The 24,951-nt window shown below is 40.1% G+C and carries 23 protein-coding genes; 10 read left to right on the top strand and 13 right to left on the bottom strand.

The genetic code is table 11. From position 1 onward, the window contains the following. Positions 1-119: 119 nt before the first annotated feature. Both U5K72_11735 and U5K72_11730 read left to right on the top strand, forming a co-directional pair. Positions 120-845: a glycoside hydrolase family 130 protein gene (locus tag U5K72_11735; protein ID MDZ7719477.1), complete on the top strand. Its 726-nt coding sequence runs from the start codon at positions 120-122 to the stop codon at positions 843-845. Positions 846-858: 13 nt separating this feature from the next. Beyond that, a complete protein-coding gene (locus tag U5K72_11730; GenBank protein ID MDZ7719476.1) occupies positions 859-1,038 on the top strand; it encodes a hypothetical protein in 180 nt (59 codons plus the stop codon). Positions 1,039-1,522: 484 nt separating this feature from the next. Here the strand turns inward: U5K72_11730 and U5K72_11725 are convergent, their stop codons facing one another. The 10 genes from U5K72_11725 to U5K72_11680 all read right to left on the bottom strand — a co-directional run bounded on the left by U5K72_11725 (position 1,523) and on the right by U5K72_11680 (position 14,668). Next, positions 1,523-2,437, bottom strand: coding sequence for a sugar phosphate isomerase/epimerase family protein (locus U5K72_11725; protein MDZ7719475.1), 915 nt, complete (start codon positions 2,435-2,437; stop codon positions 1,523-1,525). A gap of 126 nt (positions 2,438-2,563) precedes the next feature. Beyond that, positions 2,564-3,490, bottom strand: coding sequence for a PIG-L deacetylase family protein (locus U5K72_11720; GenBank protein ID MDZ7719474.1), 927 nt, complete (start codon positions 3,488-3,490; stop codon positions 2,564-2,566). Positions 3,491-3,547: 57 nt separating this feature from the next. Continuing rightward, positions 3,548-4,936 carry a Gfo/Idh/MocA family oxidoreductase gene (locus U5K72_11715; protein MDZ7719473.1) on the bottom strand — a complete coding sequence of 463 codons (1,389 nt, stop codon included), beginning with the start codon at positions 4,934-4,936 and terminating at the stop codon, positions 3,548-3,550. A 124-nt stretch (positions 4,937-5,060) separates the two neighbouring features. Beyond that, a complete protein-coding gene (locus U5K72_11710; GenBank protein ID MDZ7719472.1) occupies positions 5,061-5,987 on the bottom strand; it encodes a sugar phosphate isomerase/epimerase in 927 nt (308 codons plus the stop codon). Between the two features lie 628 nt (positions 5,988-6,615). Then, positions 6,616-7,989 carry an IS5 family transposase gene (locus U5K72_11705; GenBank protein ID MDZ7719471.1) on the bottom strand — a complete coding sequence of 458 codons (1,374 nt, stop codon included), beginning with the start codon at positions 7,987-7,989 and terminating at the stop codon, positions 6,616-6,618. Positions 7,990-8,222: 233 nt separating this feature from the next. Beyond that, the gene (gene crtI / locus U5K72_11700; GenBank protein MDZ7719470.1) at positions 8,223-9,698 is read right to left on the bottom strand and encodes a phytoene desaturase family protein; all 1,476 of its coding nucleotides are present in this window, start codon (positions 9,696-9,698) and stop codon (positions 8,223-8,225) included. Positions 9,699-9,971: 273 nt separating this feature from the next. Further along, complete coding sequence (gene rlmD / locus U5K72_11695) at positions 9,972-11,378, bottom strand: 23S rRNA (uracil(1939)-C(5))-methyltransferase RlmD (protein ID MDZ7719469.1); 1,407 nt, start codon at positions 11,376-11,378, stop codon at positions 9,972-9,974. 14 nt (positions 11,379-11,392) lie between these two features. Next, positions 11,393-11,929 carry a cyclic nucleotide-binding domain-containing protein gene (locus U5K72_11690; protein MDZ7719468.1) on the bottom strand — a complete coding sequence of 179 codons (537 nt, stop codon included), beginning with the start codon at positions 11,927-11,929 and terminating at the stop codon, positions 11,393-11,395. A gap of 12 nt (positions 11,930-11,941) precedes the next feature. Beyond that, positions 11,942-14,329, bottom strand: a complete 2,388-nt coding sequence (locus U5K72_11685) for a BamA/TamA family outer membrane protein (protein ID MDZ7719467.1) — start codon at positions 14,327-14,329, stop codon at positions 11,942-11,944. An 84-nt stretch (positions 14,330-14,413) separates the two neighbouring features. Continuing rightward, positions 14,414-14,668: a DUF2795 domain-containing protein gene (locus U5K72_11680; protein MDZ7719466.1), complete on the bottom strand. Its 255-nt coding sequence runs from the start codon at positions 14,666-14,668 to the stop codon at positions 14,414-14,416. A 200-nt stretch (positions 14,669-14,868) separates the two neighbouring features. Here U5K72_11680 and U5K72_11675 point away from each other — a divergent pair, with 200 nt between their 5' ends. The 6 genes from U5K72_11675 to U5K72_11650 all read left to right on the top strand — a co-directional run bounded on the left by U5K72_11675 (position 14,869) and on the right by U5K72_11650 (position 20,372). Continuing rightward, positions 14,869-15,087 carry a twin-arginine translocase TatA/TatE family subunit gene (locus tag U5K72_11675; protein ID MDZ7719465.1) on the top strand — a complete coding sequence of 73 codons (219 nt, stop codon included), beginning with the start codon at positions 14,869-14,871 and terminating at the stop codon, positions 15,085-15,087. A gap of 9 nt (positions 15,088-15,096) precedes the next feature. Next, complete coding sequence (locus U5K72_11670; protein MDZ7719464.1) at positions 15,097-16,605, top strand: amidase family protein; 1,509 nt, start codon at positions 15,097-15,099, stop codon at positions 16,603-16,605. 5 nt (positions 16,606-16,610) lie between these two features. Continuing rightward, a complete protein-coding gene (locus U5K72_11665; protein ID MDZ7719463.1) occupies positions 16,611-17,375 on the top strand; it encodes an SDR family NAD(P)-dependent oxidoreductase in 765 nt (254 codons plus the stop codon). Between the two features lie 257 nt (positions 17,376-17,632). Then, positions 17,633-18,604, top strand: coding sequence for a M28 family peptidase (locus U5K72_11660; protein ID MDZ7719462.1), 972 nt, complete (start codon positions 17,633-17,635; stop codon positions 18,602-18,604). Further along, a complete protein-coding gene (gene prmA / locus U5K72_11655; protein ID MDZ7719461.1) occupies positions 18,601-19,443 on the top strand; it encodes a 50S ribosomal protein L11 methyltransferase in 843 nt (280 codons plus the stop codon). The genes U5K72_11660 and prmA overlap by 4 nt, the downstream gene beginning before the upstream one ends. Beyond that, a complete protein-coding gene (locus tag U5K72_11650; protein ID MDZ7719460.1) occupies positions 19,440-20,372 on the top strand; it encodes a Ppx/GppA phosphatase family protein in 933 nt (310 codons plus the stop codon). The genes prmA and U5K72_11650 overlap by 4 nt, the downstream gene beginning before the upstream one ends. 65 nt (positions 20,373-20,437) lie before the next feature. Here U5K72_11650 and U5K72_11645 read toward each other — a convergent pair whose 3' ends face one another. The 3 genes from U5K72_11645 to U5K72_11635 form a co-directional block, all read right to left on the bottom strand. Continuing rightward, a complete protein-coding gene (locus U5K72_11645; GenBank protein MDZ7719459.1) occupies positions 20,438-20,791 on the bottom strand; it encodes a hypothetical protein in 354 nt (117 codons plus the stop codon). 124 nt (positions 20,792-20,915) lie between these two features. Continuing rightward, on the bottom strand, positions 20,916-21,458 hold the full coding sequence (locus U5K72_11640) for a hypothetical protein (protein MDZ7719458.1): 543 nt from the start codon (positions 21,456-21,458) through the stop codon (positions 20,916-20,918). Between the two features lie 254 nt (positions 21,459-21,712). Next, entirely contained in the window at positions 21,713-22,231 is a 519-nt protein-coding gene (locus U5K72_11635) for a hypothetical protein (GenBank protein ID MDZ7719457.1), read from the bottom strand. Positions 22,232-22,489: 258 nt separating this feature from the next. Between U5K72_11635 and U5K72_11630 the strand changes: the two genes are divergently transcribed. Both U5K72_11630 and U5K72_11625 read left to right on the top strand, forming a co-directional pair. Continuing rightward, positions 22,490-23,119 (top strand): sigma-70 family RNA polymerase sigma factor, encoded by a 630-nt coding sequence (locus U5K72_11630; GenBank protein ID MDZ7719456.1) that lies wholly within the window; start codon positions 22,490-22,492, stop codon positions 23,117-23,119. Between the two features lie 339 nt (positions 23,120-23,458). Next, positions 23,459-24,280, top strand: coding sequence for a hypothetical protein (locus U5K72_11625; protein MDZ7719455.1), 822 nt, complete (start codon positions 23,459-23,461; stop codon positions 24,278-24,280). The last annotated feature ends 671 nt before the right edge of the window (positions 24,281-24,951 follow it).

Raw genomic sequence — 24,951 nt, 5'->3', positions numbered from 1 at the left:
ATCAATCATGGACTTGGGGACCATTTATAAAACCAGCCAATATTAATCCTATTATTACGCCTGATAGCAGTACTACTTTTTATTGTCCATTAAGAAATAGAGATGTCAAATGGGAGTCTATGGCTACGTTTAACCCTGCCGCAATTGTTTATGATGATAAAATCAATGTTCTGTACAGGGCAGAAGATAAAACTGGGGAAATGGTCATAGGAGGTCATACATCCAGAATTGGATTAGCAGTATCTGAAGATGGAATGAACTATGTAAGACAATCAGAGCCAATTTTATATCCCAAAGAGGACAATCAAAAAAAGTATGAATGGCCAGGCGGGTGTGAAGATCCACGTATTGTAGAAACTAAGGATGGAGATTTTATCTTAACATATACACAGTGGGACCATGATACTCCAAGGTTGGCAGTTGCCACATCAAAAGATTTAAAAGAATGGACGAAACATGGACCAGTCTTTGAAAATGCTTATAATGGTAAATATTTGAATATGGAAAGTAAATCGGGGGCAATTCTTTCAAGGTTAAAGGATGGAAAAATGATAGCAACAAAAGTTAATGGTAAATACTGGATGTATTTTGGTGTCCCTCAAATTTGGATCGCAACATCCACAGATTTAATTAATTGGACTCCCGTTGAAGATCAAAATGGGGTTTTAATGAGTGTTTTAAGTCCCAGGGAAGGTTATTTTGATTCCTGGTTAGTTGAGGCCGGACCGCCCCCTGTTCTTACTGAAGATGGAATAATGGTATTTTACAATGCCGGTAATAATCAAGAAACAGGAAACCCTAACTTAGGCGATCGAGTTATATTCTGGTGGGCAGGCATTGTATGATAAAGAAGATCCTATGAAACTTTTAAAAAGAACCGATGAACCATTTATAAAACCTGAACTGCCTTACGAAAAAACAGGACAATATGTAGATGGAACTACCTTTCTTGAAGGGTTAGTTTATTTTGATGAAAAATGGTTCTTGTATTATGGCACTGCAGATTCTCGAGTTGGCGTTGCTATTTGGGAACCATGAATTAATTTAAAAATCCTGATTATGATTAACGTGAATTCGATCTAAATGACTTAAGAATCAATCGTCAGTTGGTTGGCGCAATTTCGAACTCTTTTGATCGGAACGAGTGTCGAAAACTCATATTTCAACTTCATTCCGATGGAAAAGCATTTTCGGAACGCGCTTAATATGACTTATTCAATCATTAGATATTATTATCTCACGGAACGATGCACGTAGGCTTGTTGAATAGTAAAAAGTTGATCAAATTTTCGATTTAGTCTAAAGTACAGTTATTGTTCGCTAGTTTTTATTTTGAGCTATTGGAGAATTGTGGAAACGGTACATTGACATACGAAAATAAATGAACGCTGGAGTCAATTGTTCCTTTCGAGGTTCTTGAAAACTACAAGGTCATGGATCGAACGAAGGATATAAGAAACAAAAAAAGGTTATCGTGCTTCAATTACAGCAGTGATAAAGTTAATTGATAGTGACATTAGCATTAGCTAGAAATTTCTTGGCCTACTTTTTCTAATAACCTTTTAGTTAGATGAATACCCTCAAATTCGCTTATCTCTCCTGAATATTCAATTCCAATATATCCGACATACCCTGCTTCTTTAACAATTTTCAGCATTCTTTCATAATCAATTGTTTTCTCATTTCCTTCTTCATCAAAGCTCATAGCCTTAGCGCTAACCCCTTTAGCATAAGGCATCATTTGTTCTACACCTTTATATCGATTATATTCATTTCCTTCTGATATGGTAAAATTTCCAAAATCAGGAAGAGTACCACAATTTTCCATATCAACCTGCTGCATTACATCTGTTAACCACTCCCCATCTGATGAATAGCCTCCGTGATTTTCTACAATCACATTTATATTATAGTCTTTGGCAAAAGTAGCCAGACGACCTAAACCATCAATTGCTGCTTTTTTTTGTTCAGATCGGGTACCATCTCCACGAGTATTAACCCTTATAGAATGACAACCCAGATACTCTGCAGCTTCAACCCATTTATAATGATTTTCAATAGCCCTTGTTCTTTCTGAATCATTATTCACAGCCAATCCACCTTCACCATCAACCATAATCAGCACCTGTTCAACTCCTAAGTCATTACACCGACTGTTAAGCTCATCCAGGTAATCGGTATCTTTTGCCTTGTCTTTAAAAAATTGATTTACATATTCTACTGCATTAATATCAAATTTATTTTTAGCTATTGCCGGAAAATCAAGATTGTCAATTTTTCCGTCAAATAAGTTGTTATGTAGACTCCATTCAGCAAGCGATATTTTAAAAAACAAATCTTTTTCTTTTACATTTGGATTATAAGTTGCTAATAAACCAAAAGTACTTGTAAAAGCAAGTGCCGAAGATCCTAATTTTATGAATTCTTTTCTTTTCATAGACAGCCAATATAAAATTTAAAAAAAAACAGTAGAATTACTTATTGATACAAGCCCTCAAGATTTAGTAAATAACTATCTTGAGGAATTGTAAAAAACTTCTCAGTTGGGTTGTTTTAACTAATGTTAATCTCGGTGACCTATTCCATCAGGAACTCCTTTGTAGTATCGAAATCCTTCAACCACATTACCATCTTTTGTATTCTCATAGACACGGTTACGCATATTTTCTAAAAAAGCATCACGAGCCTCCGGTTCCAAGTCTTTCGCCTCCAAATCCATACCATTATAATCATCCCAAGCTGAACTAAATTGACTAACATGCATCGACACGGCATTAAATTTACGATCAGCATGTTCACCAGAGATATCTACCCAAGTATTTTTATCTTTCTCAACTCCTCTATAAAACATGTACTCTTCGATTAAATGAGCTTCCAGTCCATCTTGTGTAATCTGTCCTGGAAATATTAATCGCCATTCCGCCGCTCGCGCTGCATCTACAGCCAAATAGGAGGCCGTGCGGTGATCTGACTTAAACCATTTCTGATATCCATAGCCGGGGTCAAAAGCAAAAAGAACATCTGGTTTAATTTCCCTGTACCATTTAACAAGACGACGGACAACTTCCTCACGGTCAGCAAATTCAAGCATTCCGTCATTGTAACCAAGATTTATATAATTTTCTTCAGGTATCCCAATCTCATTTAGGGCTCGAATTTCTTCACCATTTCTAATCTCTGCAAGTCGAAAGCGACTCATATCCGGATCCTTGGTTCCTACATTTCCTGTTGTCAACAGTAGTACATATACCTCATTGCCATTTTCCTGTAGCATTGATAAAGTTCCATAAGAACGAGAGTCGTCATCCGGATGAGCTCCAACCAATAAGATAGTTTTATCACTCCATTGACTTACTGGGGTCTCGGGTTGGGCAAAGGCAATAGAGGTAATAAAACCAAAAACCAATGCTATTGTACATATTTTTTTTAGTATTGTCATTACATTAATTCTTTTTTTATTAAAATTAGCTTTCAATTTTAGTTTATCCATTAATAATTTCAATTTACATTAACATTATAGATGTTTTGGGAAATAAGCAATTGTAGTTTATAAAAGTCTCATTTCATCAGGATCCCATTCAATAATTTCATTCTGAAAATAGCTTAAATTACTTGCTAATGCCGGTGCAGCCGCACGAAGTCCAAAAGTGGCATCTTGTAGTATATCAGAATCATTTCGAATAGCCCCAAAGAAGTTTTTGAAATGATCATAACGTGAACTATAGCCATCGGGGGATCGATAGGTTATTGGATCAGCTTCAACCGAAGAGGGGCGTATATTACCATATTTGTTATTATAAAATTCACGGTATTCCTCACGTACTTCTTTCCCAAATTCATTAATACTCATTCCAGGAGCTTCAGGTAATTTAGCTTTCCGCAATGTTACTTCATCACCATCTATTATAATTTCACCTTCAGAACCAACAAAACGTATCAAGCGTCCACCACCTGACCCATCCGCAAAATTTACTCTTAGAGTTAGATTAAAGGCCGGATGGCTATCTGTTTCAGGATAATCGTACATACCCGTCATAATATCTGGAACATTTCTTCCATCATCCCAGAATCTCAAGCCGCCTGTCGACATGATTCGATTTGGCCCATTAGACCCAGTAACCAAATGAATACCAGAAAATAAATGCACAAAAAGATCTCCTGCCACTCCAGTTCCATAATCCTGGTAATTTCTCCATCTAAAAAAACGCTTGGGATCAAAAGGCCTATCGGGAAGATCCTTTAAAAAAGTATCCCAGGCAACATTATCAGTAGAGGCACTTGGTGGTATGGAATATTGCCATGCTCCCATCGCAGAGTAACGATCATAATAAGATTCAACTAAATTTAACTCACCTATTTCTCCATTTTTGTATAAATCACGAGCCTTACGATACACAATATCACTTGTGGAGGTACTGCCTACAATCACGGGTGGCCCTCCTTCAGCAGCCTCAATTATCCCATAGCCTTCTTCTATATGTTGCACCATAGGCTTTTCTAAATAAATTGCCTTATCACTATTTAATGCATCTATAGCAATTGTATTATGCCAATGGTCAGGAGTTGCTATGATAACCGCATCTACATCATCACGATCCAATACCTCCCTGTAATCCATAGTCGTATCGATATCATTTCCAAAAAGCTCTTGGCATCTATTTAAGCGACTTTCATAAAGATCACACACAGCTGCAAGCTTTACACCACTATGCTCAAGAGCCACTTGGGTATTACCCTGTCCCATTTTACCGGCACCTATTAAGGCTAACTGAATTTGATCATTCTGGGAGTACGTACTTTTATCTTTTTGACCAGGATCAAGTGTTTTATAATTCCTATTCTTTTTAAAACTACCTATTAAGAAAGGCGTGCTAAAAAAGCCTGTAGTTGTTAATCCAAGCTTTTTTAAAAATGAGCGACGTTCTAACTTATCCAATTTGTTCATATTTTTTGCATCTAATTTAAGTTTATAAATTATTTTAGCGCCTTTTTAGGGAAGCTATATATACAGAATATGCATTACATGTTATTTTAGGAAGCTGGATTTTGAGTTAGAGCGTCTAATTGTTGTTTGTTGTTTGAGCCCATCCTCTTACAAAGCCAATAAATTGGGCTACATCGGTGATGTTTTCATTCCAGTTATTTTCGTACTCAATGGAGATATTTCCGCCAAAATTCTGGCGTTTCAATTCGCTCAATACAGCTGGCAAGTCAATGACACCGGTTCCTGCAACAGTGTCTTCCCCTTCTGCTCCCCACTGATCTACATCGGTAAAGTGCAGACTGATGATTCGCCCTTCCAGCATTTTGAGTGTCTCAACCGGATCAATATCAGAGCGAACATAGTGTCCGATATCTGCGCAAACGCCCACCCTCGGGTCTCTCCCTTCAACCAAACTCAATACAAAATCCGGATCCCAGTGTCTGTAGTCCGGACGATCCGGCCGGGGCGGGTGATTATGAACCGCTACGGCGATTCCGTACTCCTTCACCATCTCTTCGATCAGGTCCATCGCCTCTTCTGAAGGTTCGGATGTGATCGCTTTGACCCCCAGTTTTTGTGCAAAATCAAATACATTTCTCAGCTCCTCCTCATCATTTGGAAGCGGAATATTACCATAGTTCACGGCAAGAATATCGTGCTCGGCCAGTTTTGTTTTCACTGCTTCAATCACATCATCCGAAACACCGGGAACAAGTCTTGTTTCATCATCCGCATCCGGCCATACTTTCTGTCGATACAATTCAATCACACGACCGCCGGCTTTCGACGTCATTTCAATCGCTTCAAAAGCGGAATAACGATTGAATGTATAGGATTGGGTACCGAGAGCGAAGCCGCCGACTTGATGGGATTCAGGGATATGGAATTGAACGGATTCAACCTGGGATGACTGGGCGTGAACGAAATCTATTCCTGTAAAGAAAAATAAAAGTGAGGCTACAAAAATTATCTGGTATGAAGCGATGAAGAAAGTCTTTTTCATAGTTGGTTTCTGTGATTTGTTTAAAAATAATTGTGGTTGGGGATGAGGGCGAATCGTAAAATAGCTAAAAATCAAATTACTCATTTCTTATATCAAGTTGGGATTGTGGGAATGGTCAATAATTATCTTCTTCAAGATTATAAGTTGCATCCTAGCTAACCCCCCGAAAGGACTAACCTTTGCTATAAAATTGTTTAGAAACTCATCGTCAATTCCCCCGCATCTAAGTTGAAAAAAGCGGAAATCTTCAGTTGCAAATTATAATCTATACTCAGTTCGACCTGCTTTCTTGTCTTCTGTTCGAGAAGAAAATGCAAAAAATCCAGCTGGATATGATTTCACATTATAATTGGCTGCAGGTTGCCTTGAATTGATATCTTTTTTTGGTGGAGAACCTAAATTATATTCAGATTAACGAACCATAACGTAATCACTACTTTTAGCTTGGTTACAAATTATGTTTACAAGTTGTCTTAACTATTCCAACTCACCATTACTTTGAGATCGAATCCAATTAGCACCTACTTGGATACCAAAGCATTATAATATATTCTCTGCCTTGCAACAAACCAAACTGTTTTTCGATTTTTTAACCTATGTGTGTAAGTGGTTTATATATAGTCGATCCTTAAGAACTTGGATTCAGGGAGATTGAGGTTGTAAAAAGCCACTGAAAGCCCCACCGAAACAAGGCTTTTTTTATTTTTTTACGGCTCTGCTCCATCCATTTTTTCAAATTCCACCCCGCCGCTGCCAGCAGAGCATTCTTATAGGGTGAATCGGAGCCATGCAGATAGTTCTGTCCCATACGATGATCACTTTTCAGGTGTCCGATAATCGGTTCAATCCCGGCTCGCTTACGAAATCTGCGTCGCATCCGCCGTTTATGGTTCTCATCGGTTGATTTACCCGGCGGGTCCGGGGTGGTGACGATGACCGGATCGATGATCTTCGCCCCTCGGCCTCCCCGGTCAAAAATGACCTCAACAGGTTTTTCCAACTCCAGCCGGTCCATGGTCTCCAGCAGCGGGGCAATGGTTTTCGAATCGTTCGGATTGCCTTCGTAGGCCGCCACCGACAATACGAGTCGGCGAGTCGGGTGGACGATGATCCCTACTTTGTTGCCAAATTCATATTTCTTGTGAGCCTTGCCCTTGGCGATACACGCGGTGAAGGGTTTATGCAGGCTGTAAATCTTGTCTTTATCGGCGCGCTGTTGGGTAATCGCCTGCCAGCCCACCTCCATAAACTCCTGATAGTCCTGCTGGCACCCCTCGGGCAGGTTCCGCTCCAGCTCCCGAAGCAATCGCCCTGCAATGGTTCGCAGCTTCCGGCGGGCTTTTTTGGCCTTTTTGGCCCGCCGGGGATGATGGCCAAAGTAGGCCTCCCGCACCAACTGCTTGCTCACCCGCACGTAGGACTGGCGTTGGGGCAGCCCTTCACGGTTGACAATGCGATTGCACTGGTCTATCACTTTTTTGGCCAGTTTGGCGTCGGTGGGAAAGGTGGTGTTGTTTTCCTGTACGGTCGTATCGGAGGTGGCGATAGTACACCGGGCGGGGTTGCCGTGAAGCTGAACCGAATGGGCAAAAATCAGTTCCAGCCCTTCGGTGCCTATCCGCCCCCGAAAGTGAACCAAATCACTCGGATCACAGGGGAAGGTGTGCTGGAAATGAGCCTGCCCGCAGAAATACTGCATGTAGGGATTCATCACCCAGGCGGCTGCCAGGGTTTCGTCACCAAGATTGTAGAGTCGTTTTAAGATCAAAAATCCCACCATCTGCCGGATCGGCTCGGCCGGGGCACCGGTATCGGAATACAAGCAGGCGAACTCAGTCTCAAAAAGATTCCAGTCTATTTTGTGGGCCAGTCTCACCAGATCGTGATCCATATCAATGAAGTCTGCCAGTAGCGGCAGAAAGACATCGCGTTGGTTTTGGCAAGGGAGAGTTCCTATCATAAATTGCAAGGTTTTTGAAGGAAAATGCAGGTTTTCTTGCAAAACAAGATACGCTTTTTTAACAATATATCCTTCTTAAACTAATGTTTATCAATAACTTATAATGGTCCTTAAGGAGTGACTATATAGAGTTAAATAAATACATTGCATCATGAATAAAAGTGCTTCTGTAAGATTTTTTTCAATGTTCCTTGGGGTCATCCCGTGAAGTCCGTTTATCGAGTTGGTCAAATTCATTCGATGAGTTGTCTGCTTCTTTGCGTTCAAGTTTCTTGTTATACCTCACGTAAAAGCAATTCAACAGCGTTAAAGGCAGATTGAATCACCAATGGAATTCCACCTCCGGGATGTGTACTTCCGCCAATCATAAACAGGTTTTTCAATGATCTTTCCTTATTCCGTGGGCGAAGAAATGCCGCCATTCGATTGTTTGATGATGTTCCGTAAATACTGCCTTTATTTGAAAGAAACTTTTCATAGAAATCCTTCGGAGTGATCACTTTCTCCACTTTAATCGAATCCTCTAAGCCGATTAACCCTCTCTCTTCCAATTCGCGAATCAAAAAAGAGCTGTAATTCTTTTTGATTGTTTCCCAATTCTGACCATCTACATACGGTGAATTAATAAGAATAAATAAGTTTGAACTACCCTCAGGGGCATGACCGGAATCAGAATAAGAGGTATTTGCGATGTAGATTGTCGGATCTTCAGGCATCTTTTTATTTTCAAAAATATCCTCAAACTCCTTCTCATAATCATCAGAAAAGAAGATGTTATGATGCTTTAGTTGATCCCATTGTTTATTACACCCAAGGAGAAGAACAAATCCTGAACATGAAGGTTCAATCGCTTTTTGTTTTGCTTTTCGCCGGCGTGAGATGCTGTCGTCCGGTAGTAAATTTAAAATGGTTTCAGTAGCATCGGCGTTTGAAAATAGAAGATCTGTTTTGTGAATTGATCCGTCCTGTAACTCAACTGACCGAACCGATTTACCTGCAATATTGATTCTCTTTACGGAAGAATTAAAGCGAAAATCAGCACCCATTTTCTTCGCTAACTGATGCAGTGACTCTGCAATTTTGTACAATCCGCCATCCACATAATATCCGCCCTGATTCAGTTCTACATGGGGAATAACATTGAGGGTAGCAGGAGCCTTAAAAGGGGAGGAGCCGTTATAGGTTGTAAACCGTTTGAAAAATTTTCTGAGGTATGATGAAGAGAAATATTCATTAACTTTTTTTGAGACGGTTGAAAATGCATCAATTCCGAGAAAGTCTTTGAAATTCAGGTTTTTGAGATCATTCAGATCATAGAGAGGATTAAAAAGAAACGCATCCGCCGTTTTTTGATATAAATTTTCAGAATAATTCAGAAATTCTTGATATGAATCTGCATCTTCAGGAGCAAAGTTTTTTATTTGCTGGATGGTTCTATCCGCATTAGAAAAATTGTCGAATACAGTTCCATCTCGATAGAAATACCTGCAAAGAGGTTCCAGTTCGGTGAATTTCAGATAGTCGTCCAGATTTTCATCGCACGATTTAAAGAGTTTTTCGAGGATGAAGGGCATTGTTAATAGACTCGGGCCCGTATCAAATCGATATCCATTTACTTCAACCTGTTGCATCTTTCCGCCCGGTGTGGAGTTTCTTTCAAATACAGTCACATCATATCCCTTTTTGGCCAGGAGGGATGCTGCGGCCAATCCACCGATACCGGCACCGATTATGGTTGCTTTTTTGGGCATATTCGTTTTTCAGATATTTACTCATTCCGAAGCTCCGGCTTCGGAATGGCAGTTTAGAAGCTCCGGCTTCAGATTATAGGGAATCGTTTCAAATTTCATTAGGATTTCAAAGAATGGAAGCAGAGCTTCCGTGAGTAGCGTTCCGAAGGAGGACCTTCGGAACGAGTAAAAGTATGAGTAATCAGAAACAGATTAACGTAAACACCCCTCTTGATTTTTCAAGAACATTTGAAAAATCATGTCTCCCCTGAATGGGAGATTTTTTACTAAGACTTATTTCTTCGTCAATTTGGCAACGGCTTCTATGTGATATGTTTGTGGAAACATATCTACCGGCTGTACTCGTTCGATGTTGTACACATTTTTTAGCTCTTTCAAATCCCGGGCCATTGTGGATGGATTACAGCTCACATACACAAGTGTGTTCACAGCCAAATCGGAAAGTTGCTGAACCACATCGGGGTGCATACCGGAACGGGGCGGATCTGTGATAATGCATTCAGGCCGTCCATGATTTTCGAGGAATAGCTCGTTGAACGTGTCTTTCATGTCGCCCAGTACAAATTCCACATTATCTACAGAATTTTCTAAAGCGTTCTGTTTTGCATTTTCTATAGCCACCTCTACCAACTCAATTCCCACAGCTTTATCAACATTATCTGCCATAAAAAGTGTAAGGGTTCCGACGCCGCAATAGAGATCAAAGAGTTTTATGCCGGGTTTTAAATCTGCAAAATCTTTTGCCACCGAATAGAGTTTTTCTGCCTGTGCTGTATTGGTTTGGAAAAATGCATTTGCGTCAATTTTAAATGTATGTTCACCAATTTTATCCACAATGTAGCCCGGCCCGTGGAGTACTTTTTCATACCGGCCCACAGCCGTTGGGTTTGGCTGATCATTAATGTTATTGATGATTGTGGTGATCTCCGGAAAATTTTTCAGCAGGGCATGACACAGCGGATTGAGGATCTCCGGTTCATCTTTAAACGTCACAAGATTCACCATCAAATCGTCTGTATGATGAGATGATCGGATCACAAGATGCCGCATGAATCCGGTTTTTTTGTGTGTATCAAATGCGGGGATGTTGTTTTCTTTACAGTATGACCGAACAAAATCCAGGAGTTTGTAAGAGATTGGATGCTGAAGATGGCACTCCTTGAGATTGAGAATTTTATCATATCGGCCCGGTGCATGTAATCCTGCTGAAAAACCGGAATCATCAATAAATTTGTCTGCCCGGATCTCCTCATCTGTCAGCCACCTCCGTGTTCCAAAACTATACTCCATTTTGTTGCGATAATACAGGGCATCATCACATCCAATAATTGTTTCAACAATGCCGGGGTCTAATTCTGCGATTCGCTCAATATGATCACGAACGTGCTGTTCTTTGTATTCAAGTTGTTTTTTGTAGGGAATGTGCTGCCAGGTGCATCCGCCACATGTATCGGCGTGCCCGCAAACAGGTTTAACGCGAACAGGAGAGGGCTTTTTAATTTCAAGTACTTTTGCCTCCCTGTAACTCTTTTTTCTTTTGACGATTCGGGCCTTAACCAGGTCACCCGGTGCTGTTCCGGGCACAAATACGGCTATTCCGTCGTGTTTAGCAATTCCTTTACCTTTAAATGCTGTCGATTCGATGGTTAAATCAACAACCTGCCCCTTCTTTAATGCCATTCTAATAATTCTTTTTATTCAGATTCCTGGTATTCCCGGAACATAATTGAAAAAGCAGTTTCCAAATCAGTGCTTTTTTTGAGCTGATGCATACTTCGTTCAAAACGTTTCATGGTTTGATTGGTAACAGCTTCCAGGAATTTTACAGCTGATTCCGGATTTCTCTTTTTTAAGGTTTCAAAATCGGGTTTAAAAAAACCGAGCAAGATGCTGTCTGTCAGGCATTGAGCGGTTGCCATTCGCGGTATTTCGTAGCCTATGGACATAATACCAAGTTCAGATGGGGCTGATAAATCAACTGTAAATTTTTCACTTTCATCATCATCAACAGATTTAGAAACAACCAGTCTAACTGACCCTTTTTCAATAAAGTATACTCCTGCACCCGGATCGTTTTGGTGATAGACGTATTCGCCTTCATTAAACTTTCTGCGATGGCAAAGCTGCAGAAGTTCATACCGTTCAAATGGATTTAAGTCTTGAAGCAGTTGTGACTTAAATACAATACTTCCCTGGTTCCGGATTTTTTTAAAGTTATTTTTATTAAACATACCGGTATAATTTTAAAATGAGTGGCCGATTCCAAAACTAAAATAAGCAGTGCGATTGTTAAACCAGCCTTCTTCTAAATCGTGAATTCTGAATGTAAAATCAAAGCGTGCAACGAGATATTCCCAATCGAACCGAATGCCAAATCCGGAACCGACAGCAACCTGTTTATAAAAGGAATCTAAGAAAAATTTTCCGTCATTCAGCAGTTCTACATTTTCTTCACTTCTGAATGTGTTTTCAGGCCCATACCATACATTACCTGCATCTGTATGCCAGGCAACAAGCCAATTTGCACCCAAAACATTACTTAAAATAACATGTCTGAACTCTTTAAAGAGAGCCAGTTTAATTTCACCACCGGGAATGGTAACCTCATCAGGACTGATGCCGCCGGGTCCCAGCCGAAAAGGATTCCAGCCTCGAATATCATTACTGCCCCCTGCAAAAAACCGACGGTTGAGAGGAATTGATTCACTGCCCCCATAAGGCTGGGCAATCCCTGCAAATCCTCTGAAAGCAAAGACCGTATTGGGTGAAAGCGGTACATATCGCCGATAATCGGCCGTAAGTTTTATATAACGGCTGTAGGAGAGGGCATTAGACGAAATTCCAAATGGGGAAGGGAGTGATCCCTCAATGGTTCCCGGTGTTACCAAAAACCGGTCAATAGAGTAAGGTATATTACCGGCGAGTGCAACGGAGTATTCACTAAAATATCCATAATCTCGCTGGATTAGGTCAGTATTTTGGTTTCGAAGTGTGTACCTGATAACAGACGAAAATTGAGGCTCAAAATCTTGTTGAATTCTGAGAAGTTCGAAAGAGCCCTGGCCAAATTCGTTTATAAGGTTTTGACGAAATTGCGAGGAGGGGGTTGTATCCACAATGTCCAGTTCAAGCAGATCAAGGTAGCTGGTTAAACGCGATGAATGCCTGAATTCATATCTCAGGTTAAAACGAACATCTGAATTAATATCAAAATAAAGCTGATTGGATTGACTGTAGGTCAGTGAATATCGGGTCCTTGCACTTTCGATGAATGGGTAGTCAGTCATGAAACCGAAGGGGAAATTGAGCCTGGGTACGGAATATTCTGCTCGTATTTCATAATTCTCAAATATTTCAGCCCCGGTAGTATTTCGTCTGCCAAGGCTGTCCCGCGGAGCAATTTCATTGAGTGTATTTGAAGTTACAAACTCAAAATTTGTATTGATTCCAAGCGTCAAATTCTCTGATCGGCCAAAAAGATTATTATTACTGTAATTTGCTCCCACACCTGTTCCAAATCCATAACGTCTCATTCCAAAAAATTCCATTCGCAGAGAGTGCCGGGGGAGTGTTTGAAGATCGAAATAGACGGGTATATCATTTTTTGAATAATCGGGGAGGGAGCTGTCTTCACTCAACCCGAAGCGATCGATAATTATATTTCCCAGGTTTTGGAAAGAATTTATGGATTGAAGATATGCGGATTGATCAAACCTGTCTCCCGGAGTAAATCGTATCTGCTCTGTCAATACACTGAATTTGGATTGAGCAGAATTTTGTTTTTTCATAGAGATGGTAAACCCGTTGGTTGTGTAGGGTGGTCCCTGAACTGTTGTGGAATCATCAAACTGATCTTGCTCGTCTGGTCCGGACAGATTGATGTGAACATTGCCAAATCTGTACAGATCACCCGGCCTGATGGTAAACAAAACATCAAGCTGTTGCGGATCCTGCTCATCTTCTTTTACCAACGCCCTAACAGAATCTCGCTGGGAAGAGGCGTACCCGTGGTTTTTTAAAAATTCGATAATCCGGGTTTGTTCTACCCGAAGCAGCTGTGCACGATAAGGCTCTTTGTAGACAAAGGTAGAATCATTCAACCGTTTCTCGGCAAATGTGCTCTGCTCATAGAATTGATTCGAGATCTCTTCGTTCCGGAAATCGGGTAAACCTGTATAGGAGACATTACGAATATCAGATCCCGGTCCTTCATCGATAATAAAAGAAACTTCATACCGGTTCTCCCTGTATTCAACGATTGTTGTATCGACGCTCACATCAAAAAAACCAAGATTTTCGTAATAAACCTCTATTCGATTGATGTCATTTCCTACAACTTCTCTGTCTAACAGGGCGGGAGCTTCACCCACGCCAAATAGCTGATGAATATAATACCAGGGAGTAAACCTTGGTATTCCTAAAAATTCCCTGTTATTGCGGGTTCTTACAAGTGTTTGCAGTGCGGTATTGGATACATGATTGTTTCCTGTAAACCGAACAATGCGCACGACCTGGTTTTCCTGATCATCAGTAGTGGATTGATTCTGCTGTCCATTATTTTGTGAAGCTGCCGAAAACGGCAACAGCATGAGCAATGGCAGGCAAAGAAAGAGCGGTATGTAAGTTCTCACACAATCAGATTAATAAAGTGTAAATAGTTCTTTCTCCACATGAACGTTTAGAAATGCAGGAAATTGAATACAGAAACCCCGGAATTAAACATCATCGTAGTCAAAACCTTCGTCTTCTTCACCATGAAAGAAATCTTCTTTACGAATGTAATCGGGCCAGATATCTTCGATATCTTCATAAATAGTTTCTTCACCTTCTTCAATTTCATCGAGTTCATAGAGATTATTAATAGCCTGCTTAGGAAGTCCGTTCCTTTCAGCCCATTCAATTAACTCTTCTCTCGTTGCTGGAAAAGGTGCTTCGTCAAGTGCTGCAGCTAATTCTACTGTCCAAATCATAATAAATATTTTAGTCTTAGTCTGTTGTTATAAATATCTTTCGAATATCTATAAAACAGTTGTGGAGAAGAAATGCAAATAATTTCCGAATAAAGTTATAACATTTTTTCTCTCACATCTGTATACGGTTGGTAAATATTTTTTATCTTAACGCATGTCATTTAATAACAATTCAAATAAATAAGGATTATTGTATGAGTATGCCAGGCGGTTTTGAAATGGTGATCATTGTTCTTGTGATCTTACTTCTTTTTGGTGCAAAGCGTATTCCTGAACTAGCACGTGGTATTGGTCAGGGAATCAACGAATTCCGAAAAGCCTCTGACGATATCAAAAAAGAGATCGACAAAGGTAAGGATGATGTCTCCAAATCCACCAAATACGAAGAACAAGAAACAGAAAAAGCAGAAAAAAAATAATATTTTTCGATGAAAAATCTGCTCTCCGTTCAAGAGCAACTACAATCAGGTAAACGAAAGGTTACCGATATTTGTGATGAATATCTGGAAACCATTAAGGAATCTAATTCTGAGGTAAACGCCTTTGTTTTCGTTGATGATGAAGATGTTCGGAAACAAGCGTCTGACGTTCAAAAAAAGATAAATGCCGGAACGGCCGGAAAATTGGCCGGAATGGTAGTGGGCGTGAAGGATGTAATCTGCGAAAAAGGCAAGAAGGTTACTTGTGCCAGCCACATTCTGCACAACTTTGAAAGTGTATATGATGCAACGGCCATCAAAAAGCTAAAAAAGGAAGACGCTATTCTGATCGGGCGGACCAATATGGATGAATTTGCGATGGGTTCATCGACAGAGAATTCCATCTATGGCCCATCGAAGAATCCGGCAAATACAGACTATGTAGTCGGAGGTTCCAGCGGTGGCAGTGCTGCTGCGGTAGCTGCAAACATGTGTGATACTTCTTTAGGCTCAGATACCGGCGGTTCGATACGTCAACCTGCTTCGTACTGTGGTGTGGTTGGGCTGAAGCCAACTTACAGCCGTGTGTCAAGATATGGACTTGTTGCTTATGCCTCCTCATTCGATTGCATAGGGCCGTTTGCCAGAAATGTTACCAACGCTGCTATAATGTTGGAACATTTGGCGGGTGACGATCCGATGGATAACTCCTCATCAGATAAACCGGTAGAAAATTATTCCAAAGCGATTGAGGAATCATCAGGCAAGTTGAAAATTGGTGTTCCCAAAGAATATTTTGGTGATGGTCTTGATGATGAGATCCGCGAGGGAATTGAGGCCAAACTCAGTGATCTGGAAAATAATGGTGCAGAACTGGTGCCTGTTACTCTTCCGCATATGAAGTATGGCATTGCTACTTACTATATTTTAGCAACTGCCGAGGCATCCAGCAACCTGGCCCGTTATGACGGTATTCGATATGGCCACCGAGCTGATTTCGATAAAATTGAAGAAGAGCTTGCAAGGGAACGAAAAGAGTTGAAAAAAGCGGCTGAATCATCTTCTGTTTTGAATGCAGCTGATATAGATTCTCCATTAATTCGTCTTTATAAAAAATCCAGGACAGAAGGATTTGGAACTGAAGTAAAACGACGAATTATCTTGGGAACTTATGTTCTCAGTGCCGGTTATTACGATGCTTATTACGGAAAGGCTCAAAAAGTACGCCGGTTAATCAAACAGGATTTTCTGGATGCATTCAATAAAGTTGATGTGATCGTTTCTCCGACCGCTCCAACAACTGCTTTTAAACTGGGTGAAAACCAGGATGATCCGCTCCAGATGTATCTGAATGATGTTTATACCATATCAGCTAACCTTGCAGGGATTTGTGGTATCAGCGTTCCGGCGGGTACTCACTCTAACGGTCTTCCGTATGGTGTACAATTTATGGGCAACACCTTCCGTGAAGTGGATATTTTGAGAGCAGCCAAACAATTTGAGTCTCTTCAAACCTAAGGTTTATGAACCGCCTCAAAGACAAATGGATTTTGATTACCGGAGCCACATCCGGAATTGGAAAAGCCTCGGCTGAACTGTTCGCTGAATCCGGTACAAACCTGATCATTACCGGCAGACGCGAGGAGAGATTAAAATCAATTCAAAAAAATCTTCAGTCACAGCACGATATTGAGGTAGAGATATTCTCTTTTGATGTGCGTGACCGGGATGCCTGCAAAGCATGTGTGGATGCAATTGACCATCCTATCGACATTTTATTGAATAATGCCGGGCTGGCCTCTGGAAAAGACTCGATTGATGAAGCGGATTTCGACGACTGGGACGCCATGATCGATACGAATGTAAAAGGACTTCTGTCGATGACCCGATTTGTCTCAGAACGTATGAAAGAGCGGGATAAGGGGCATATCATTAACATTGGATCTATAGCGGGGCACGAAGCGTACCCCGGAGGATCGGTATACTGCGGTACTAAACATGCTGTAAAAGCGATCACTGAAGCAGCCAAAATGGATTTAACGGGGACTAATATTCGTGTGAGCGCCGTTTCACCCGGACTTGTTGATACTGAATTCAGTGAAGTTCGATTCCATGGTGATGAAGAACAAGCACAAAAAGTCTATAAAGATATGACGCCATTAACCGGTCGGGATATTGCTGAAATAATTCACTTTGTTGCCAATCGTCCTCCGCATGTAAATATTATGGATACGATTGTTTTCCCGGTTCATCAATCATCGGCAAGAATTGTTGCCCGGCCGGAATAAAAAAGGTATCGCCTGCCGATTGGTTTTTTCGGCTGGCGAATTCTCTGGCAACAAACTCTACCCTTGGCTCAGAACTGGTGCAAGTTTGTAACTTGTACCTTAAAATATTTCGCACAAGTTGCCTCGAAGAGATCCCTTGCGGGGCAAACTGGAGCGAGTAAGGATTCGGCAGGCGCGCCAAAGGCATCACTTTGTGGAAAAAAACATTTTACAGCCGAAGAAGCATCCATTTCATTTCTACATATTCCTGATTCTACATGAATTTTAAATATTTGGTGATAGTCGCATTTCTGATTTTAATCGGATGTACTTCCGAACCAGGTCTTGAATTCCAGGAACAGGGAAGAGCGGTTCCTGAGTTCTCTTCTGATCAAGCCTACCAATACATCGAAGAACAGTTGGAATTTGGCCCAAGAGTTCCAAATTCAGATGCTCATCGAAAAGCGGTTCAATATCTCAGGAATCATTTTTTGGAAACGGCAGGTCAGCAATCTGTATTTGTTCAATCTTTTGAGACTGAAGTTTATGGTGATTCACTACAGTTATACAATATTCTCGCTTCGTTTGGAACGGAAAAGCAAGACCGAATTTTGTTGGCTGCACACTGGGATTCAAGACCCCGTTCAGAGGAAGAGGCCGATTCGCTCAGTAAAACACGTCCGGTTCCCGGGGCAGATGATGGGGCAAGCGGCGTTGCCGTCTTGATGGAACTGGCTCACGTTTTTGCCCAGAATGAGCCGCCAATTGGCGTGGATATTATTCTGTTTGATGGCGAAGATTATGGCGAAACTTCAGATCTGGCGAACTACTTTCTCGGTTCAAGGCACTGGGGGAATAACCCGCCCGTTTCGGGATACAGTCCTCGATTTGGAATTCTTTTGGATATGGTGGGCGGACAAAATGCTCAATTCCCCAAAGAGGGATATTCCATGGAATTTGCGCCAAACCTGGTGAATGAAGTTTGGGCGATTGGTCAGGAATTTGGTTACGAAGATCTATTTTTAGATCAAGTCGGCAGCAGAGTGGCAGACGATCACTATATTGTTGAACGCCTTACAGGTATCCCGATGATCAATATTATTCATCACAAGATATCTCCATCAGGCGAGGTTGAGTTTCCATCTTATTGGCACACGCAAAATGACGATATTGATATCATCGACAAAGAAGTTCTCCAGGCTGTTGGGGATGTTTTACTTGAACTGATTTATAACCGAATTCCACAATGAATTACCTGAAAGTAGAATTTGAATTGAACCCGGATCTGCATGAATTATTCATCGCAGAACTGATGGATCTCGATTTCTACGGATTTGAACAGTTCGATGATAAACTGGTTGCTTATATCGAAAAAAAGCGATTTAACGACTCAAACCGTGAATATCTTGAACAACTGATTACCGCCTACTCAGGAGATTCATTCATGGAGTTCGAGGATATACCCGAGCAAAACTGGAATGAAACCTGGGAACAGACTATTCAGCCACAGCGAATCGGTAAATTCCTGGTAAAGCCAACGTGGTCAACCGAAAGGCCGGGAGATGATGAAACAGTTCTGGAGATCGACCCAAAGATGTCATTCGGTACGGGTTATCATACTACCACCCGCTTGATGCTTCAACAAATTCAAAAGTTGAATTTAAAAGGAAAAACTGTTCTTGATGCCGGTACAGGAACCGGTATTCTTGCAATCGCAGCGATCAAGATGGGGGCCCAAAAAGCCGTTGGATTTGATATAGATTCATGGAGCCGTGATAATGCATTCGAAAATATACTGCTAAACAATGTGGATCAGTCAGTAGAAATTCGCTTTGGCGGTATTGAGACTGTTGATGAACATGAAGTTTTTGATTTGATCCTTGCGAACATCAATCGAAATGTACTGCTCGATATGATTTCATCTCTCGTTAATCACACAAAAAAGGGAGGGATTATTTGCTTGTCCGGACTCCTTCACACAGATGAGGATTCAATGCGCGATGCACTTTCAGAATTATCCGTTGAAATAACGGATTTGGAACGAGAAGAGGAGTGGATTTTAATTCAAATTCGAAAACTACAAAAATGATCTCAGCCTCCATTGATATTGGTACCAATACAGTGTTGTTATTAGTTGCTGAAATAGAAAAAGGAAATATTTTTCCACTGGTAGAAAAACAACGTATACCCAGGCTGGGAAAAGGGGTTGATAAGGAAAAAAATCTGCACCCGAAGAGTATTCAACGAGTCTTAGATTATCTCCTTGAGTTCAAAACTTTCTTAGAAGACAACTATCCGGATATTGCCGATAATACTATCGTTACGGCAACAAGTGCCGTTCGTGATGCATCCAACCGCATGGAATTTCAAAAGTTGGTCAAGCAAAAAACAGGTTGGAGTATTCAAATTTTAAGCGGATCAGAAGAAGCTGAAATAACCTACAAGGGAGCTTTATCTGTATTGACAGATCGAACGAATAAATCAAATCTTATTCTGGATATTGGCGGCGGTAGTACGGAATTGGCGTTCGGTAATGGATTGGAATTAAAGAATGCGGTTTCTATGAATATGGGGAGTGTTCGGTTCACGGAGCGTTTTTTTGATAATAATCCGCCAAATCAGGAACAAATTTTAAAAGCAGTATTTGAAATTCGACGTCTATTGAAAGATCAAAACAAACCTGACGGGGAGTTCGATCTGATTGGCGTGGCCGGAACCGTTACTGCTATTGCTGCAATTGATTTGGATTTAAAGGATTACAAAGTAGATAGACTGAATGGATATCATCTGAAGAGATCTTCGGTTGAACGATTTATTGATGAATTTTCAAATAAAACCTGGCAGGAAACGGAGGAAAAATATCCTCGATTTTTAAAAGGCAGGGGAGAGGTTGTACTGGCTGGAATTCTAATTCTCAGGGAGGCGATGGATTGGTGTGGAAAAGACTCAATTATCACTTCAACGGGTGGAATACGGCATGGGATCTTGATAAGTAAATCCAATAAAAAATATCCCTGAAACGTATCAATTCATACAGTTCAGGGACCATAAAATTACTTAATGTGAAAAAAATGATGATATTGTCAATTTTCTTCGTACTGAGAACAATCGATCTCATCAATATCTTCTTGAGCTTCAGCCAGTGATTCTTGATATTGCTGTTCGGGTACAGCAATACAGTTCGAACTTAAACCCGCTAAAAGATTGAACCATTCTTGAAGTTCACTTTTATAAACTTCACAACTTTGAAGAGTTTGCTGTTCACTGAAATTAGTTGAAGCATCTACAAGATCTTGATACTTGTCACCTTGAAAAGCCTCAGCATAACTAAGACCGTTACATCCTCCAAGAGGATTTGAGTCGTTACCACCACATGCAATGAATAAACTCATCATCATTGACATGATCCCGGCGAGTACTATAATTTTTGATTTCATAAGTCCGTTTATTGATTTCAGTTTATATTTTACCATGCGAATTATACATGTTGATTGTCTCATACAAAATTAAAAACCCTGACTCAGTTTAGCTGGGTCAGGGTTTAATAAAATTCAACTGGTTTTATAGTTTAAAAACAACACCAAGATTTAACCAAGCCCAGTTATTTCCTAATTCTGCATAGCCGCCAATATTGTCTGCAAAATAATATCTGCCACCAATATGAAAGCCAGGAACTATTCCAGAATCTCCGGGTACGCTGAATCCAAAACCATCATAATCCCAACTAATATTTCTATAAAGAAGAGTTACGCCACCGTATAGATCAATTTTTTCATCTTCAAGCTCTAACAGCTCATTAAAATGGTAACTGCCTTTAGCACCAATATATAATATGTCAATTACATCTCCAGCGGAATAACCAACACTTCCGCCAACACCAATTGACCCAGTTTCAAGATCAACAATACCATACTCAGCACCGGCACCAAAAGGTATGCCAAGACCTAATCCAGTTCCAATACCGCCGTATGAATATGTATTTCCTAACCCTATTCCTGCATCGATTACGAAGTCACCTTTCTGAAAAGACTGTGCATGTAGATTGGTGTTTGATAAGAATACCAACCCAATTACTAAAATACCGACTGTGAGTAGTTTTTTCATTTTATCTAATGTTTTTTTGTTTGAGATTAGTTGTTATTTAAAATGTTTTGAGATACAAACTCTGCAATTTATGTGAATATGCGAAATACAAATATAAAATGTGTCATTCTCTTTGATAATTTTTGCACGAAGCTAAATTATTGAAAGCAGCAGACACAAGTCAGTTTGTTTTGTGATGACAAGTTAACTTTTCAGTGAATTATTTAAAAAACTATTTGGGATTTTCAGCTTTAATTTAACTATTTAATGTAAAATCACAATGGTATTCTCAATCCAGTGGTCAGTACCAATTGATGGGCTGAACTGAGCGCATATTTACCTTCAAGAAAAGCATTTACCGAACCTAATGAGAATTCTGCACCGGTTCCGATATTTAAACCAACATAAACAGTATCCGTTGCATCTCCACCGGGTAATCGAATATTTGAATGATCAGAGAATAGTGTGGCGAAATTTAAACCACTTAACAGGTAAAATTTAGAGTTCTGCTGCTTCACAAACAGATAATGTCCGTTTACATTAAATTCCAGCCAGTTGAACTCAAGGCCATTGGAATCTTCACCTGATAAATAGTAAATACCATCAACAGTGCCCCTGATCTGGTCATTGATTTGATAAACAGCACCCCCTTTAAATCCAAGGGTTTCAATTTGAGAACCATACCCAATTCCGGCTTCCAGCATGATGTTTCGATCCGTTTCTTGGGCTGAACAGATGGATGCGATTCCAAGAGACAACAGAATCAATAAGAAAAGAAGTTTTTGATTTTTCATTGTTCAGATGAATTTGGTTTAGAAACAAGGTTACAATATTTTGAGGTTTAAGTAAATTTTTTTCGATCTTTCATTATATATTTCCTTTAGGTTAGTATTAAAAATTTGCCAACTATTTAAGCATCCTGAGCAAAACGGGACTTTCAGTGCGAATTGCGTCTCTATTTAAATTATATTGGAGCGGATTGGAATAAATTCGATGAATTTCAAAGTCCTGAATAGTACAGGGTCAAACGGTACTAAAAAATTAGTGATTAAATGAGCAGTTCTGAAAAATCTGCAGATAAAGATACTGTCAGAGAAAATGCGTCTTCCAGCAGCCTGGAGGATGATAAATTTGTTAAACGAGCTATTGAAGGAGATCAGGATGCCTACAAAGAATTGATGGATAAATACCAGAAGCCTCTTTATTTCCATGTTCTTAAAATGGTACGAAATCATGAACAGGTTGAAGATCTTGTTCAGGAAGCTTTTATGAAAGCGTTCAAGAACCTGAACTCGTACAATACGGATTATGCTTTTTCAACCTGGCTTTACAGAATTACTACGAATCACACTATTGATTATCTTCGGAAGAAAAAACTGAAAACAACATCTATTAACGACCCTGTGAAAACCAGGGAAGGTGAGATGGAGATCCAGATCAGCGATGATGCGGAGACGGACCGAAGCATCATTCGTAAAGAAAGAAAAGAGATTATTCACAATGCTATTAACAACCTGCCTGAAAAATATCGAAGAGTCATAGAGATGAGGCATCTACAGGAGTTGAGTTACCAGGAAATTGCAGATCAACTGGATTTGCCGCTTGGAACCGTTAAAGCCCATATATTTCGAGCAAGAGAGATGTTATACAGAGAGTTGAAAGATAAACGCGAAAAATTTTAGCGGCACTACATGAAATTTGAACGTAACAATAGAATTAAATTGGCAAATTTTAATCAATTAAAGTACCTGTTTAACGGGTCGAATCAAACAACCTGTCAGCACCAACCGGATCTGTCAGCGTTCCGAACGAACGGCAGAACGGCAATTCCCTTCGACGCTGACAGGAGCCCCGGAAAAGCATCGGTCCACGCTGTCAGGTCGCTAAACAGGTACCAAAATTAGTGCTAACCATTTTCTAATTGTGCCAGTATTAGTCAAGGAATAAATTCAAAAATAATTTGTTTGCAGATTATAAAATTCACACGTTATAGTTAAACCTCAAAACAAAATTAAAAAACAATGAAAAATAGATACAATATCCTGCTAACAACCTTCTTAGCGTTGTGGTTAGTAATAGGAGTAACAGGTTGTAGCGACAATACGAGCTCTTCTGAAGATGAAGTCGATACTTGCAATTCACTTGCTTTACCCTCGGAATTAGCACCTGCTACAATAGCCGTTGAGTACTTTAATAATCAAGACATACCCAATGACGAAGAACATTTTGTATATCAACAAGTAAAGAGTATTGCTTTATCAGGAAGCAGCCTTTTGTCATTTGGCGGAAATGCAGCATTAATTGCCAACTTTTTGACTGTAGCTCCAGGCCTTAATATTGAGCCAGAGGCAGATGGTGGAGATTGCGTTTGGAATATTAATTTCGCTGATGATTTTCCGCAATTTGGTATTGATGCAACGATCTCAGTCATTGCTTCTCAGTCAGGAGATCGAACAAACTGGCAAGTGATATATGACGGAGAATTAGACGAACAGGTGGTAGAAGATTTCTTATTCCTGGATGGTTTTACAGCGAATGACCAATCAACCGGTGAGTGGAATGGATACAATCCTGAAAATCCCGGTAGTCCTGCATACACCTACACCTGGGATATTGAAGCTGAAAATGAATATGAGCTTAACCTGGATCTATTTCAAGAAGGTCAGGTGGCTGCATCTGTGAATTATGTAAAAACAGGTGTTGAAAACAATCTTGTTTATGCACAGGCAGGAGAACCTACCGTAGAAGTCTATTGGAATGAAGAAACAGATTCCGGCTGGCTTGATGAAGAAGGGGAAGAACGAAGATGCTACACAAACTTTGTGAATTCTGCTTGTTCATAAATAATATTAACGGATGCTTTAAAGCCCTGGTAAATAAGATTTGCCAGGGCTTTTTTTGTTTTGCTCAATTAAACGATCACTGAAAATCCCTGATGTTATTATATTTTTATTGAAGAATGTTTTACAAAACCTGGTAGAAGGCTTTGCAAAACTCTGACCGTCATCCTGAACTTTCCTCGGGATCCCTCCGGGGGATTCAGGATCTCCAGATACTGGCTATAAAGACGAATGGAGAATCTGAATCGAGTTCAGATTGACTGATAATCACGGTTTTACAAAGCCTTCTGGTAATGATTCATTTCCTGATGAATACGCTGAGACTTTTGTGAACCGTTTAAGTACCCAAAAATATAGTCCTATATAACGATAATCACTATATATCGACTTTTTAAACGATAATTAGAATTGAAAATCAAATAAACAAATTTAACCTGAGGTCTGTTTATTTAATCCTAAGAGGTTTAATTTCCCGGGCCTCTGGGTCGGAAAAAGATAAAAGTCCCCCTTTTGAAGGGGGAAGCGAACGGAGTGAGCTGGGGGATGACTACCTGAGTCTTTAATTGATCTTATGTTGGTTCTGAAGCATAAATGATCATCCCCCATTGCCCCCTTTGAAGGGGGACACTTCATAATAAGAGCATATATTGTTAAAAAAATTTGGATTATAAGTT

It is taken from the genome of Balneolaceae bacterium, assembly GCA_034521495.1.
GTDB lineage: Bacteria > Bacteroidota > Rhodothermia > Balneolales > Balneolaceae > Rhodohalobacter.
Note: the sequence above shows the minus strand (reverse complement) of the source record. Positions and strands in the feature narration are given on the sequence as shown.